14 protein-coding genes are annotated in these 15,148 nt (G+C 65.2%); 2 read left to right on the top strand and 12 right to left on the bottom strand.

Going from position 1 to position 15,148, the window contains the following annotated elements; genetic code table 11:
• Positions 1-111: 111 nt before the first annotated feature.
• From AC1D1F_RS15220 to AC1D1F_RS15170, 11 genes are all read right to left on the bottom strand, one after another.
• Complete coding sequence (locus tag AC1D1F_RS15220) at positions 112-561, bottom strand: barstar family protein (RefSeq protein WP_007869336.1); 450 nt, start codon at positions 559-561, stop codon at positions 112-114.
• 53 nt (positions 562-614) lie between these two features.
• Positions 615-992, bottom strand: coding sequence for a guanyl-specific ribonuclease (locus AC1D1F_RS15215; protein ID WP_477675562.1), 378 nt, complete (start codon positions 990-992; stop codon positions 615-617).
• Between the two features lie 217 nt (positions 993-1,209).
• Positions 1,210-3,528: an NADP-dependent malic enzyme gene (locus AC1D1F_RS15210; RefSeq protein ID WP_477696624.1), complete on the bottom strand. Its 2,319-nt coding sequence runs from the start codon at positions 3,526-3,528 to the stop codon at positions 1,210-1,212.
• A 243-nt stretch (positions 3,529-3,771) separates the two neighbouring features.
• Entirely contained in the window at positions 3,772-4,488 is a 717-nt protein-coding gene (locus tag AC1D1F_RS15205; RefSeq protein ID WP_477675564.1) for an ABC transporter ATP-binding protein, read from the bottom strand.
• On the bottom strand, positions 4,481-5,281 hold the full coding sequence (locus AC1D1F_RS15200) for an ABC transporter ATP-binding protein (RefSeq protein ID WP_477696623.1): 801 nt from the start codon (positions 5,279-5,281) through the stop codon (positions 4,481-4,483). The genes AC1D1F_RS15205 and AC1D1F_RS15200 overlap by 8 nt, the downstream gene beginning before the upstream one ends.
• Positions 5,278-6,252: a branched-chain amino acid ABC transporter permease gene (locus tag AC1D1F_RS15195; RefSeq protein WP_477675566.1), complete on the bottom strand. Its 975-nt coding sequence runs from the start codon at positions 6,250-6,252 to the stop codon at positions 5,278-5,280. The genes AC1D1F_RS15200 and AC1D1F_RS15195 overlap by 4 nt, the downstream gene beginning before the upstream one ends.
• Positions 6,253-7,125, bottom strand: a complete 873-nt coding sequence (locus AC1D1F_RS15190) for a branched-chain amino acid ABC transporter permease (RefSeq protein WP_477675567.1) — start codon at positions 7,123-7,125, stop codon at positions 6,253-6,255.
• 127 nt (positions 7,126-7,252) lie between these two features.
• Positions 7,253-8,422 (bottom strand): ABC transporter substrate-binding protein, encoded by a 1,170-nt coding sequence (locus AC1D1F_RS15185; RefSeq protein ID WP_477675568.1) that lies wholly within the window; start codon positions 8,420-8,422, stop codon positions 7,253-7,255.
• 257 nt (positions 8,423-8,679) lie between these two features.
• Positions 8,680-9,666 (bottom strand): PDR/VanB family oxidoreductase, encoded by a 987-nt coding sequence (locus tag AC1D1F_RS15180; protein WP_477675569.1) that lies wholly within the window; start codon positions 9,664-9,666, stop codon positions 8,680-8,682.
• Positions 9,666-10,421, bottom strand: coding sequence for a GntR family transcriptional regulator (locus tag AC1D1F_RS15175; protein WP_477655983.1), 756 nt, complete (start codon positions 10,419-10,421; stop codon positions 9,666-9,668). Before AC1D1F_RS15175 ends, AC1D1F_RS15180 begins: the two co-directional genes overlap by 1 nt.
• Positions 10,422-10,444: 23 nt before the next feature.
• Positions 10,445-11,539 (bottom strand): aromatic ring-hydroxylating dioxygenase subunit alpha, encoded by a 1,095-nt coding sequence (locus tag AC1D1F_RS15170; RefSeq protein WP_477696621.1) that lies wholly within the window; start codon positions 11,537-11,539, stop codon positions 10,445-10,447.
• Positions 11,540-11,683: 144 nt separating this feature from the next.
• On the opposite strand from AC1D1F_RS15170, the gene AC1D1F_RS15165 reads away from it, so the two are divergent.
• The gene (locus AC1D1F_RS15165; protein WP_477696620.1) at positions 11,684-12,799 is read left to right on the top strand and encodes a 5-methyltetrahydropteroyltriglutamate--homocysteine S-methyltransferase; all 1,116 of its coding nucleotides are present in this window, start codon (positions 11,684-11,686) and stop codon (positions 12,797-12,799) included.
• Between the two features lie 19 nt (positions 12,800-12,818).
• On the opposite strand, the gene AC1D1F_RS15160 is transcribed toward AC1D1F_RS15165, so the two are convergent.
• Positions 12,819-13,076, bottom strand: a complete 258-nt coding sequence (locus AC1D1F_RS15160) for a DUF2061 domain-containing protein (RefSeq protein WP_477676396.1) — start codon at positions 13,074-13,076, stop codon at positions 12,819-12,821.
• A gap of 355 nt (positions 13,077-13,431) precedes the next feature.
• Here AC1D1F_RS15160 and AC1D1F_RS15155 point away from each other — a divergent pair, with 355 nt between their 5' ends.
• Positions 13,432-15,126, top strand: a complete 1,695-nt coding sequence (locus AC1D1F_RS15155) for a ShlB/FhaC/HecB family hemolysin secretion/activation protein (RefSeq protein WP_477696619.1) — start codon at positions 13,432-13,434, stop codon at positions 15,124-15,126.
• The last annotated feature ends 22 nt before the right edge of the window (positions 15,127-15,148 follow it).

Here is a 15,148-nt window from a genome sequence, read left to right as displayed (position 1 = left end):
CCAGAGGTGACACGTCTACCAGTTTGTCGGTAGGCATGACTTCTTCACCTTCTGCAACTGCTTGCTGGGCCTCATTCGCCCGATCCCCTTGGCCGATGTCTGGGGAGCGGGCTACAGAAAAGAATAGAAACATCTGAACGGTATCTTGCGATCCGCCCAGTAGTCCGAGGCATCCCGGAAGATGTCGAGCAGCTGCTCGCGCGCTTCCTTGTCGAATTTGGCGTTGGCCGGAATCTGCTCGAGCACGACGATGAAGCCGGGCTGCGGGCCTGATTTGTGGACCAGGTCCGTCATGCAGTCGTACAGCGCGTCGAAATTCTTGCCGAAGTGGGCCGGGAAGGTGTATTGCGCCGCAATCATGTCCAGCACGTCCTGCTTGCTCTGGGCATTGCCCAGGTTGGCATACAGGAAATGCTGGTTCAGCTGTGTCGCTGCGTCCTGCAGATCCTGCACCCGGAAGGCACGTATGGATTGAACGATATTGGGCCGCACGCCGCGCAAGGGCGTTTCGCCGTCCTTGCGCACCGGCGTCTCGTTGTCCCGACGAAGTGGTGTATCCATCTCCGCTACTCTTTCTCTGAAGTCAAAAACTTGAAATAACAACCACAGTTCATTTACTGAACGATTCTGCGAAAACTCGCATAGTGGTCGTCGGTGTAATAACAGGCATCCGGAGCGGTGGGTTTCAAGCCGCCACAAACAATGCGCCGGGCTCCCCGGCTGCGTTCATTGGGCGTCCTGACGGTGTATTCGCGGTAGTAACCGCGACGGTTGGCCGGAAGAAGTCGCTCCCGGTTGCCAAACACCACGCCGTCCTTGTCATGCCTGAACGGCCCACCCTGGTAAATCAGCGTCATCATGTCGCGCCCTTGCGGGGGCAATTGGGCCGTTGCGATCGTGCCGGCCGCTGCCGGTGTATCCGCACCCTTGGCCTGCACCACGCTGGGGATCAGCCCGCTCAGGCTGGTTGTCAAGACCAGCAGGCCGACCATTCTGGCCGCCTGCCAACGTCCCCACCCATTGCGCAACATGAAAAAGAAGCCTTTCCTGGAACCTAAGGCCAGCCCGCCGATTTCGGGTTAACCCTTAAATTTCAAGAGAGGTAGTTTGCCGCATATGGCCAAAAAACGCAAGTGGCTGCTGAAAATTTAGGCAGTAAAGACTGGGCTTATTACCTAAATAAGTTAGTACTGGCTATCTAATTTTGGCTTATCGGGCGGCGTTCGCATCCGCGACCGTCAGGGCCGTCATGTTGACGATGCGGCGCACCGTGGCGGTAGCGGTCAGGATGTGCATGGGTTTGTTCGCGCCCAGCAGCACGGGGCCGATAGCGATGTTGCCGCCGGCCGCCGTCTTGAGCAGGTTGTACGAAATATTGGCCGCATCAATATTGGGCAGGACCAGCAGGTTGGCCTCGCCCGTTAGCGTGCTGTTGGGCATGATCAGTGCGCGCGCGTCGGCGTCCAGCGCCATGTCGCCGTGCATTTCGCCGTCGACTTCCAGCCAGGGCGCCTTTTCGCGCAGCAGTTCCAGCGTGCGGCGCATCTTCAGGGCGCTCGGCAGGTTGGACGAGCCGAAGTTCGAATGCGACAGCAGGGCCGCCTTGGGCTTGATGCCGAAGCGCATCATTTCCTCGGCCGCCATGGTGGTGATCTCGGCGAGTTGCTCGGCCGTCGGGTCGCAGTTGACGTGGGTGTCGAGCAGGAACACCTGGCGGTTCGGCAGCAACAGGCCGTTCATGCAGGCATAGGTGTTGACGCCTTCGCGCTTGCCGATGACCTGGTCCAGGTAGTCCAGGTGGTGGGCGGTCGTGCCCCAGGTGCCGCAGATCAGGCCGTCGACGTCGCCCTTGTGCAGCAGCATGCCGGCGATCAGCGTGAGGCGGCGGCGCATCTCGATCTTGGCGATCTGCACGGTGACGCCGCGGCGCTCCATCATGCGGTGGTAGGTCTGCCAGAAGTCGCGGTAGCGGTGGTCCTGCTCGACGTTGACCACGTCGTAGTCGAGCTCTTCCTTCAGGCGCAGGCCGAATTTTTCGATGCGCTGGGCAATGATGGCCGGGCGGCCGATCAGCGTCGGCCGTGCCAGGCCTTCGTCCACCACAATCTGGCAGGCGCGCAGTACGCGTTCTTCCTCGCCCTCAGCGTAGGCCACGCGCTTGCGGCTGGCGGCCTTGGCGGCCGCGAAAATCGGTTTCATGACCGTGCCCGAGGCGTAGACGAAGCTCTGCAGCTTGTCGCGGTAGGCGTTCATGTCCTGGATCGGCCGCAAGGCCACGCCGCTGTCGGCCGCCGCCTGCGCCACGGCGGGCGCGATCTTCATCATGAGGCGCGGGTCAAAGGGCTTGGGAATCAGGTACTCGGGGCCGAAGGCGAGCTTCTCGCCCACATAGGCGGCCGCCACGACTTCACTCTGCTCGGCCTGTGCCAGCTCGGCGATCGCATGCACGGCCGCGATTTCCATCTCGATGGTGATGGTGGAGGCGCCGGCATCCAGCGCGCCGCGGAAGATATAAGGAAAGCACAGGACGTTGTTGACCTGGTTGGGGTAATCGGTGCGGCCGGTCGCCATGATGGCGTCGTCGCGCACGGACTTGACGTCCTCGGGCGTGATCTCGGGATTCGGGTTGGCCAGCGCCAGGATGATGGGCTTGGCGGCCATCTTGGCGACCATGTCCTTCTTGAGCACACCGCCGGCCGACAGGCCCAGGAAAATGTCCGCGCCCGCGATCACGTCGCTGAGGGTGCGCGCGTCGGTCTTCTGCGCGAACTGGATCTTGTCCTCGTCCATCAGCTCGGTGCGGCCTTCATAGACCACGCCGGCCAGGTCGGTCACGAACACGTTCTCGCGTTGAATGCCCAGCTTGAGCAGCAGGTTCAGGCAGGCCAGCGCCGCAGCGCCCGCGCCGGAAGTCACCAGCTTGACCTGGCCGGGGCCTTTGCCGACCACCTTGAGCGCATTGAGGACCGCCGCACCCACGGTGATGGCAGTGCCGTGCTGGTCGTCGTGGAACACCGGGATCTTCATGCGCTTGCGCAGTTCGCGCTCGACGTAGAAGCAATCGGGCGCCTTGATGTCTTCAAGGTTGATGGCGCCGAAGGTCGGCTCCAGCGAGGCAATGATGTCGACCAGCTTGACCGGGTCTTTTTCGTCGATCTCGATGTCGAACACGTCCACGCCGGCGAACTTCTTGAACAGCACGCCCTTGCCTTCCATGACCGGCTTGGAGGCCAGCGGGCCGATGTCGCCCAGGCCCAGCACGGCGGTGCCGTTGGTGATCACGGCCACCAGGTTGCCGCGGCTGGTGTACTTGAAGGCGTTGTTGGGGTCCTTGACGATCTCTTCGCAGGGCGCCGCGACGCCGGGGGAATAGGCCAGGGCCAGGTCGCGCTGGTTGGTCAGCTGCTTGGTCGCTGCGATGGCCACCTTGCCGGGGGTCGGAAACTCGTGGTATTCAAGTGCGGCGCGGCGCAGTTCGGCGCGTTTTTCTTCGCGGTCATCGGGCATCGCGGCGGGTGGTGTCGGCATCAGCAAGGTCTCCAGCGGGAACGGTCGGTTGACCGTCAATTTCTTGTAAGGTCTGCGATTGTAGGCCGTTGGAGGGGAAAACCCTAGTAAGTGAATCTACGCAAAAAGGTGGATCGCTTTTGACTTTTCGGCATGGAAAGCCGCTTCGCCGCGAAGCTTGTTCACGATAGCGGCGCGTAGCCGTTTTTTGCGCGCTTTAAGCGCGAAATGCAGAACGGGTGGCAGGGCCGGCGGCCCGGCCGCTCAGCGTGCCACGCCCAGCAACTGATCCAGGCGCTCGGGCTGCTCGCGCAGGGCCTGGGCTGTTCCCGTGTGCACCACCGTGCCGCGGTCCAGCACCACGGCGCTGTCGGAAATCGCCAGGATGGCCTGCGGATGCTGCTCCACGATGATGGCGCTCAGGCCTTCTTCGCGCGTGATGCGGCGTATGGCGCGCAGCAGTTCCTCCACGATGATGGGCGCCAGGCCTTCCAGCGGCTCGTCAAGCAGCAGCAGCTTCGGATTGAGCACCAGCGCCCGGCCCACGGCCAGCATCTGCTGCTCGCCGCCCGACAGCTGCGTGCCCAGGTTGCCCTTGCGCTCGGCCAGGCGCGGGAACATGGCGTACACGCCCTCGGGATTCCATTTGCCCGGGCGCGCCACCGCTGTGAGGTTTTCGTGCACCGTCAGCGACTTGAAGATGTTTCGCTCCTGCGGCACCCAGCCTATGCCAGCTGCCGCGCGTTCATGCGAGGGCAACTGGTGCAGCGCGACCATGGCCGCGCCCGCGCCGAACGAAATGGCGCCGCCGTGCTGCCGCGTCGCGCCCGCCAGCGTGTTGATCAGCGTGGTCTTGCCGGTGCCGTTGCGGCCCAGCAGTGCGAGCGTCTGGCCTTCACCCAGCGTGAACGACACCTCGTGCAGCACCACGGCCTCGCCGTAGCCGGCGCGCAGTTTGTCGACCTTGAGCAGCTCAGCCATGGGCCACCTCCTCGCCATGTTCCTCTCCATGTTCCTCGCCATGGCCTAGGTACACCGCCTTGACCTGCGGGTCGGCCGCGATTTCCTCGGGCGTGCCCTCGGTCAGCAGCGTGCCGTTGACCAGCACCGTCATGGTGGTGGCGAAGCTGAACACCAGGTCCATGTCGTGCTCGATCAGCAGCACCGACACATCCGCGGGCAGCGCGGCCACGGTTTGCAGCAGTTCCTCGCGCTCGCCGGCCGGCACGCCCGCCACGGGTTCGTCCAGCAGCAGCACGCGCGGTTCGCAGGCCAGCGCCACGGCGATCTCCAGCAGGCGGCGCTTGCCGTAGGCCAGCACGCGGGTCGGCTGGTCCATCACCTCGGTCAGGTGAAACTGCTCCAGCAATTGCTCGCAGCGCTCGGCCACGGCCCGGTTGCGGCCCAGCGGCTGCCACCATTTCGCGCCCAGGCCCGTTTGCTGCGACACGGCCAGTGCCAGCGTCTGCAGCGGCGTGAGCGAGTCGAACAGCTGGTTGATCTGGAAGGTGCGCACCATGCCGCGCTTGACGCGCTGGTGCGGCGCCAGCCGCGTGATGTCTTCCCCTTCGAGCAGGATGCGGCCCTCGGTCGGTTGCAGCACGCCCGTCAGCAGATTGACCAGCGTCGTCTTGCCCGCGCCGTTGGGGCCTATCAAGGCATGGCGCGCGCCGCGCCGCAGGTTCAGGCTCACGTTGTTGGTGGCGGTGATGCCGCCGAAGCGCATCACCAGGCCTTGCGCGGACAGCACCGCGTCCTGCGTCGTGTCGCTCATGGCCGGCCTCCGTGCCGGCGCTGCGGCAGCCAGGTCCAGGGCCGGACCAGCCGCTCGCGGCCCACCAGCACCAGCACCACCAGGAAGAGACCAATCCAGAAGGTCCAGTACTGCGGCGTGATGGACGAGAGCGCATCCTGCATCAGCTTGAACACAATCGCCCCGGCCACGCCGCCATACAGCCAGCCCACGCCACCCACCACCAGGATCAGCAGCACGTCGGCCGAGCGGTGGAACTCGAACAAATCCAGCGAGGCGAAGCCGGTGGTCTGCGTCAGCAGCGCGCCGGCCGCGCCGGCCACGCCCGCCGCCACCGTGTAGACCACCGCCAGCCGCGACGCCACCGGAATGCCGATGGCCATGGCGCGCAGGCGGTTGTCGCGTATCGCCTCCAGCGTCGCGCCCAGCGGCGAATGCACCAGGCGGCGCATCAGCACGAACAGCAGCAGCAGCACGGCCAGCGAATAGTAGGCGGCGGTGCGCCCCGCGAGGTCGAATTCGAAGCTGCCCAGCAGCGGCCCCATGACCACGCCCTGCAGGCCGTCGGCGCCGCCGGTCAGCCAGTCGAGCTTGTTGGCCAGCTCCAGCAGGATCAGCGCCACACCCAGCGTCACCATGAGCCGCGTCAGGTCGCTGCCGCGCTGGATGGTGAGCGAACACACGGCGCCCAGCAGCGTGGCGGTGGCGATGCCCACGGCCAGGCCCAGCAGCGGGTCGGGCATGACCAGCTTGGCGAACAGCGCCGCCGCATAGCCGCCTATGCCGAAGAAAGCCGCATGGCCCAGCGAGACGATGCCGGCATAGCCCAGCACCAGGTCCAGCGACACCGCGAACAGCGCGACGATGGCGATCTCGTTGATAAGGGACGCATGGCTGGGCATCAGCACCGGCGCGGCGAAGGCGAGAAGCCAGAGCACCGGCTCCCAGGGCTTCCAGCGGCTGCTCTTGAGCAGCGATGTCTGCGTGTTCATTTATTTGCCTCCCTTGCGCACAAAGAGGCCCTGCGGCCGCCAGATCAGGATCACGATCATCAGGCTGTAGACGATGAAGGCGCCCAGCTTGGGGATGTAGTACTTGCCCGCCACGTCGGCAATGCCCAGCAGCAAGGCGGCCAGCAGCGGCCCGGTGATCGACGAGGTGCCGCCCACGGCCACCACGATCAGGAAATAAATCATGAACTTGAGCGGAAAGCTCGGGTCCAGGCCCAGCACCTCGGCGCCCAGCGCGCCGCCCAGGCCGGCCAGGCCCGAGCCCACGGCGAAGGTCGAGAGGAACACCAGGTTGACGTTGATGCCCAGTCCGGCCGCCACGCGCTGGTCGTCCACCGACGCACGCAGCCGGCTGCCGAAGCGCGTGCGCGCCAGCAGGTACTGCAGGCCCACCGTCAGTCCAGCGCACACCGCGATGATGAACAGCCGGTAGTGGCCCATGCCCAGCATCCAGGCGCCGCTGCCGATCTCGGTGCGGCCTTTGAGCCATTGGGGCAACTGCACGATCTGCTGCGTCGAGCCCACGAAATAATCGACGCTGGCCACCGCCATGAACACCAGGCCGATGGAAAACAGCACCTGGTCCAGGTGCGGCTTGTTGTAGAGCGGCCGGTACAGCGTGCGTTCCAGCACCGCGCCCAGCAGCGCCGAGCCGATGAAGGCCAGCGGCAGGCACAGCAAAAAGGGCACGCCGAAATGCTGCATCAGCAGCACGGTGATGTAGCCGCCGGCCATCGCGAAGGCGCCGTGCGCGAGGTTGATGAAATTCATCAAGCCCATGGTCACCGCCAGGCCCACCGCCAGGATGAACAGCAGCATGCCGTAGGCGATACCGTCGAAAAGAAGGGTCAGCATGCTTTGGCCGGAGGATCAGTGTTTGCTTGAAAGAGGTCCATGCCAGGAACGGCGCGGAACCGGCTTTGCCGGGCCGCAGAGGTTGCCCCCAGCAGGGGGGAGGCGCCGCGAAGCGGCGCTTCGGGGGTTACTTATTCTTCCCGGGATCCTTGACGTCCTTGATCACGTCAAATTCCACGTTGTAAAGCTGGCCGTCCTTCTTCTCGACCTTGCGCAGGTAGACGTCCTGCACGATGTCGCGCGTTTGCGCGTCGATGAAGATCTTGCCGCGCGGGCTTTCAAACAGCTGGCCCTTCATGGCCGCGAGCAGCGCGTCGCCGCCGCCCTGGCCCTTGCTGGTTTTGAGCGCTTCGTAAATCACCCGCATGCCGTCATAGCCGCCCACGGCCATGAAGTTGGGGCGCAGGCCCTTGTTGGCCTTGGAAAAAGCTTCCACGAATTTTTTGTTCATGGCCGAGGGGTGCGCCGCCGAGTAGTGGTGCGAGGTCACCACGCCCAGTGCGCCGTCGCCCATGTCGTTGAGCTGGTCGTCGTCCGTCACGTCGCCGGTGGCGATCAGCCGTATGCCGGCCTTGTCCAGGCCGCGCTCGAGGAACTGCTTCATCACCGCGGCGCCCGCGCCGGAAGGCACGAAGACGAACAGCGCGTCGGGTTTGTTGTCCCGCACCTTCTGCAGGAAGGGCGCGAAGTCGGGGTTGCGCAGCGGCACGCGCAGCGCGTCGGTCACCTGGCCGCCGTTGAAGGTCAGGCGGTCCTTGAAGAATTTTTCGGCGTCGATGCCGGGGCCGTAGTCGGACACCAGCGTGACCACCGTCTTGATGCCGTTCTTGGGCGCCCAGTCGGCCAGCGCGACCGAGACCTGCGGCAGCGTGAAGCTGGTGCGCACGATGTAGGGCGAGGACTGCGTGATGCTGGACGTCGCGGCCGCCATCACCACCATCGGTGTCTTGGACTGCGTCGCGATGGGCGCGGTGGCCAGGGCCGAGGGCGTGATACCGAAGCCCGCCAGCACGTTGACCTTGTCGTTGACCACCAGCTCCTGCGCCAGGCGGCGCGTGGTGTCCGGCAGCGAGGTGTCGTCCTTCACGATCAGCTGGATCTTCTTGCCCGCCACGGTGTCGCCGTTCTGCGCCATGTAAAGCCGGGCGGCCGCCTCGATCTGTCTGCCCGTGGTGGCTTGCTGGCCCGTCATCGGCAGGATCAGGCCTATCTTGAAGGTGTTGTCCTGGGCCAGTGCGGGAGCGGCAAGTGCCGCGGCCGACAGCGCGGCGGCGGTGAGGAAGGTACGTTTTTTCATGCTTGTCTCCTGGGTGGTTTTCAGTTCTTGCTGCTGCGTCAAATGCGGCGATGTTCAGGTTGCCGGCATCCGGCCGTAAAACGGTGCGAGTCTAGTATGAGTGCGGTATCGGCACAAATGTTCGATATGTGAACACATCGGCCCGTGCCATCCATGGCTTGATTTTGTCGGTTGCCGCTCCCGGCGTTGCCGTGCGTTCGCTATCGGTTGCGCGATCATCGCGCGCATGGCCCGGTGATCGCACACAAGTTGCCTCCTCAGGCGTCGGGCCGGTAGGACGAGTCCAGCGTCACCGAGCCGACCACGCGCGAGACACAGGCGCACAGCCGTGTGTTCTGCTGTTTCTCGTGCTCGCTCAGAAAGACGTCGCGGTGGTCGATCTCGCCGTCCAGCGCCAGCACGTCCAGCGTGCACAGGCCGCATTCACCGCGCTTGCAGTCGGACACCGCTTCCACGCCCGCCTGCTCCAGCGCGTCCAGCAGGCTGCAGCCGGGCGGCACGGTGATGTCCAGCGCGTGGCGCGGAATCAGCACCCTGAAAGCCTGCGGCGAAAAGCGCCCGCTGTTGCCGAAGGTCTCGTAACGCAGGTCGGTCGCCGGCCGGCCCGAGGCCTCCCAGGCGTGGCGTGCGGCGTCCAGCATGGGCACCGGGCCGCACACATACATTTGCGCGCCCACCGGCAATGCCGCGATCTCGCCGGCGAAATCGATGCGCGCGTCGACGGCTGCTTGCAGCCGCCCGCCCAGGCTGGCCCGCAGCATTTCGCCGTAAGCCAGTTCAGATTCGCTGCGCACGCCGTACAGCATGCGCAACGAGCGGCCCGATTGAGCACAGCGGCCGGCCAGCGCCTGGGCCATGCCCAGCAACGGCGTGATGCCTATGCCGCCGGCCACCAGCAGGTAGGCCGGTGCGTTGAAGTCCAACGGGAAATGGTTGCGCGGGCCGCTGACCTGCAGCCGGTCGCCGGCGGCCAGCCGCCACATCGCGCGCGAACCGCCGCGGCCGTCGTCCAGCCGCTTCACCGCGATGCGCCACGTTTGCCCGTCGGGCTTGCCGACCAGCGAATAAGAGCGCAGCTCCGGCCTGCCGTCGACCAGCAGCTGCACCTGCAGGTGGCTGCCGGGTTCGTGGCGCTGCACAGCGGCCGCATCACCCGCGGGCCGGATGCGGAACTCGCGCACGGTGGGCGTGAGGTCCTCAAAAGATTCAATGACCGCATCGGTCCAGCTGGCGTTGGCTTTCATTATTTTTTCCGTATTAAACGCACGCCCGGCATCTGGTCCAGGTTGTGGCTGGCCACGGCGGCGCGCAGGTTGCGCTGGGCCAGGCGCGAGTGCTCGCGCATGATGGCCTCGGCGCGCGAGCCTTCGCGCTGCTCGATGGCGTCCAGCACCTGGCGGTGCTGGTCCTGCGCCACGATGAGCATGTCGCGCGCGCGCGGCGAGTTGGCCTGCACCACCACGAATCCCGAGGCCGAGGCGAAGGGCAGGCTGGACACGCGGTCCAGCTCTTTGGCGATCACCTCGCTGCCCGCCATTTCGCTGAGCAGCGCGTGAAAGCGCTCGTTGAGCGCCACATAGCTTGAGAACGCCTCGTCGTTGAGGGCCGGCTGGCTCAGCACTTCGTCGATGCGGTTCAGGCATTCGCGCGCTTCGCCGAGCACCACGGTGGGCGCGCCGCGCTCGGCCGCCAGCCGCGCTGACAGGCCCTCGATCGTGCCGCGCAATTCGATCGCCTCGGACACGTCGCGCTCCGAAAACGTGCGCACCGCGAAGCCGCCGTTGGGCAGCGATTCGAGCAGGCCCTCCTGCTCCAGCCGCATCAGCGCCGCGCGTATCGGCGTGCGCGAGACGCCCAGCTTTTCGACGATGGACAGCTCGGCGATGCGCGCGCCGCCGGGCAGTTCGCCCGCCAGGATCATCTCGCGCAGCTGCAGCTGCGCCCTCACCTGCGCGCTCTCCAGGCTGTTGGGGGCGGCTGAAGGGTTTGTCGTGGCCATGGGGATTATTTTTGTCATGGAGTTCAGGCCGCAAGGCGTATCGGGATCACCGTCGCCGTCGGCGCTTCCTGCGCGATCAGCCGGTCTATCAGGCGCCGCGCCCACATGGACCCGGCGTCGATGTTGAGGTTGTAGAACTGGTGGTCGGGGTGTTCATCGATGGCGATTTGCTGGGCTTCCAGCACGAGTTCGTCCTCGCGGAAGATGCCGGCCACGCCTTCGCGCAGCTGGTGCGTCAGGCGCTGTTCGCCCAGGCAGTAATTGCGTGCGAAGGCCCAGAAGTAGTGGCAGCTGCCGTCCGTCTCGGGCGTCACCGTGTTCAGCACAAAACCGTTGACGCCCTTGCTGCGGTCGCCGGGCCGGCCGTCTTTGGGCGGCGCGCCCGACCCGGCCTCGGCCACGCCGACGTCGATGTTCACGGTGCAGGGCGCTTCGAATTTGATGATCTGCCAGCGGTCCACCTTGCCGGTGTAGCCGCGCGCGTGTTCGATCTGCCCGGCCCAGAAGGGCGGCGCGTCTATGTTTTCCATCCAGCGCGTCACGGTGGCCGTGCGGTCGCCATGCGTGGCCACAAAGGGTGCCTCGGCCACGGCGCGCTGGCCTATGCTGGAACCGTGCACAAAGGTCTCGTGGGTCAGGTCCATCAGGTTGTCCACCACGAGGCGGTAGTCGCACTTCACGGTGATCAGCTTGCCGTCGCCGGCCCAGGCCGCATCGTCGTTCCAGTGCATGTCGGGCACCAGCGCCGGGTCCGCCTTGGCCGGGTCGCCGGGCCAGACCCAGATGAAGCGGTGTTTTTCGACCACCGGGAAGGCGCGCACGCAGGCCGAGGGGTTCAGCGTTTCCTGGCTGGGCATATGGGTGCAGCGGCCCTGCGCGTTGTAGACCAGGCCGTGGTAGCCGCAAGTCACTTCATCGCCCTCCAGCGTGCCCATGGACAGCGGCAGCAGCCGGTGCCAGCAGGCGTCCTCCAGCACGGCGACCTGGCCGTCGGTGCGGCGGAACATCACGAGCTTCTGCTTGCACACCGTGCGCGCCAGCAGCTTGCGGCCCAGCTCGACGTCATAGGCGGCGGCATACCAGGCGTTGAGCGGAAAAGTGGGTTTTTTGGCTTCCATGGATACGCAATGTATACATAAACCGTCCAAAAGCCAAGAAAACTAGGGAAATTCAGGGTAAATACGGAGTTTCTGTATTCAATGAGGGTAGTTCCGGCTGGAATACCATGAGGCCCTGTATCTGCAAACTATGGAGACTTTCCCATGAGCGCCAAACTACCCGCCCGCTACGACCACGTCGGCAGCTTTCTGCGTCCCCAGTACCTGCTCGAAGCCCGCGAGCAAAAAGCCAAGGGCCAGATCACGCCTGAACAACTGCGCAAGGTCGAAGACCAGGCCATCACCGAGATCGTGAAGTTCCAGGAAGACGTGGGCCTTAAAAGCATCACCGACGGCGAATTCCGCCGCACTTATTTCCACATCGATTTCCTCGAACAGATCGGCGGCGTGAAGACCGACATCCCGGTCACCATCCAGCGGCCCGACGGCAGCATGGAACTGGCGCCGCCCGTGATGCGTGTGATCGACAAGGTGCGCCACGTCAAGGACATCCAGCTCGCCGACTTCCAGTACCTCAAGAGCCAGGTCAGCGCCGGCAATACGCCCAAGGTCACCATCCCCTCGCCCACCATGCTGCACTTTCGCGGCGGCCGCGCCGGCATCAGCAAGGAGGCTTATCCCGAGCTCGACCCGGCCTTCTACGACGACGTGGCCAAAGCCTATGGCGACGAGTTGCGCAGCCTGGCCGCGGCCGGCTGCACCTATGTGCAGATGGACGACACCAACCTGGCCTACCTCTGCGACGAAAAAATGCGCGAAGCGGCGCGCCAGCGCGGCGACGACCCCAACGAGCTGCCGCATCGCTACGCCAAATTCATCAACAAGGTGGTGGCGCAAAAGCCCGCCGGCATGACCCTGGCCATGCACCTGTGCCGCGGCAACTTCAAGAGCACCCACGCCGCGGCCGGCAATTACGAGCCGGTGGCCGAGGCGCTGCTCAAGGAAATGGACCTGGACGCCTATTTCCTCGAATACGACGACAGCCGCAGCGGTGACTTCAAACCCCTGCGTTACCTGCCCAAGGGAAAAACCGTGGTGCTGGGGCTGGTCACCACCAAGTTCGGCGAAATGGAAAGCAAGGACGACCTGAAGCGCCGCATCGAAGACGCGGCGAAATACGCGCCACTGGAGCAGCTGGCGCTGTCACCGCAGTGCGGCTTCAGCAGCACCGTGCACGGCAACAACATCGCCGTCGAAGCGCAGCGCAACAAGCTGCGCCTCGTAGTCGAAACGGCGCGCGAGGTGTGGGGCACGGCCTGAGCGGCTCAGCGCATAGCCGCTAGGCGCGGGTGGTGGACAGGACGGCTTGTGCCTGCGCAGGCGCGGCCGGGCGCTGGCCGCCCCAGCGCTGCCAAGCCTTTTCATGGAAGAAAAAGGCAAAAGCCTGCACCGTCGGCTCGAGCAGGCTCAGCGTGATCGCCAGCAGGAAGTTGCCGGTCACCGCATAGGCCACCAGCGCCGCCACCGTCACGTGCACCACGTAATAGCTGGCGGTTTTCTTCAGGGTGGGCAGGTTGGCGCGTACCAGTTTGCTCATCGGCTGTTCCTTCAAAATAGCTAAAAGCGATTGATTCCTATCCAATGGTAGGAATTGCCTAAGCTTCAGGCCAATTGATTTGGCCTAAATGATCCATAGGGCTATGAGCCGTAAATAGCGCGCAAAGCCGATTTCTTACAAATTGCAACATTTGAGGGCAGCCTCTTACGCTTGTAGCGACTGGCATCAAAAAAGTGTGAAAAAACAAACAGATACGAGCTAAACCTGCGCCCCGAACAGGGAAAGCGTTGGACAGAATGAATGCAAAAGGCTACAACCGGATTGCAACACTTTGTTGCATTCTGGCTTGAAAGGTCTGTCCTTGTTCCGTCCTCCTGTTCTGGTGCTCCGGCCTTTGGCCTGGGCTGTACTGGCTGCCGTCGCCGCCGGGAGCGCGCCTGCGTTCGCCCAGGTGCGGCCGGATGCCGGCACCTTGCTGGAGTCGCCAGGCCCGTTGCCCTTGCTGCCGCCCCGCGGCACCCCGCCGGTGGAACTGCGCCAACCCCAGCCGGCGGCACCTGCCGCCGGCACCGCCCGCATCACGCCGGCCGCTTTCAGCTTTACCGGCAACACGGTGTTTTCCGGCGAGCTCCTGGCAGCGCTGCTCGCGTCCCGCCTGCAGCAGCCCACCAACCTCGCCGGCCTGACCGACGCGGCCAACACCATCAGTGCCTACTACCGGCAAAAAGGCTACCTGCTCACGCAGGCCTACCTGCCCGAGCAGGCTTTCCCCGCCGAGGGCGGCACCGTCACCATCGCCGTGCTGGAAGCGCGGGTAGGCCGCGTCACGGTGCGGGTCGACGGCACGGGCATTTCGCAGGCCTTTGCCGAAGCCCTCGTGGCCGGCCAGCTGAAGCCGGGCGACGCCGTCACCGACTACGCGCTCGACAAGCCCGTGCTGCTGCTGCGCGACCTGGCCGGCTACGATGCCGCCGCGACCGTCCAGCCCGGTGCGAACCCGGGCCAGGCCGATGTGCTGGTCACCGTGCAGGCCAAGGGCCCGCGCTTCGACGGGTCCGTGAGCGTCGACAACCACGGCGCGCGCGCCGCCGGCGCCGTACGCGCCGCACTCAACGCCAATCTCAACAACCTGCTGGGCCGCGGCGACGTGCTCGCCCTGAGCGTGCAGCAAAACGACCAGGCCGGCTCGGCCCTGTACCGCATCGGCTACACCGTGCCGGTGGGCGCGCAGGGCACGCGGCTGGGCCTGAGCCTGGCGCGGCTGGACTACGCGCTGGGCAAGCAGTTCCAGGCGCTGGGCGCTAGCGGCCGGGCGGACATCGCCGGCATCAGCGTTTCCCAGCCTTTGCTGCGCGGGCGTGGCACCAACCTCTACGGCTTCATCAGCGCCGAGCAGAAGAAACTGGTCGATGAGACCCGCACACCGGCGCTCGCCAGCGCACGCGACATCAGCGCGCTCAGACTGGGGCTGGCCGGCAACTTTATCGACGGCGTGGCGGGCGGCAGCGGCCTGAACAGCTACGCCGTGAACCTCACCTTCGGCCGTCTGGCGCTCTCCGCGGCCGACCAGGTGTTTGATGACGGCCTGGGCGGCCTGCGCACCGCGGGCGGCTTCAGCAAGCTGAACCTGGAATTCCAGCGCTCGCAGTTCTTCGACGCACCCTACAGCTTTCACCTCGCGGCGCAGGCCCAGCTTGCATCCAAAAACCTCAGCTCGGCCGAAAAAATGATGCTGGGCGGGCCCAACGGCGTGCGCGGCTACCCGGTGGGCGAAGGCGTGGGCGACGCCGGTTTCCTGCTGAACCTGGAGTCGCGTTACCAGTTCCCGCAGGCACCGTGGGGCGAGCCGCTGACCTTGCTGGCCTTTTACGACTTCGGCCGCGTGCGCTTCAACCAGAACGGCCCCACCCTGCCCAGCAATGCCAACACCTTGAGCCTGGGCTCCTTCGGTGTGGGCGCCACGCTGGGCCGGCCCGGCAAGTTCCTCATCAAAACCTACCTGGCCTGGCGCACCACGCCGGCACAGCCCTCCACCGGTGACCCCGACCGCGCGCCGCGCGCCTGGCTGTCGGCCCAGACCTGGTTCTAGTTACCCGTTACCTCCGAATGCC

It is taken from the genome of Polaromonas sp. P1_H6 (assembly GCF_056405195.1).
This window is presented reverse-complemented; position numbering and strand designations above follow the sequence as displayed.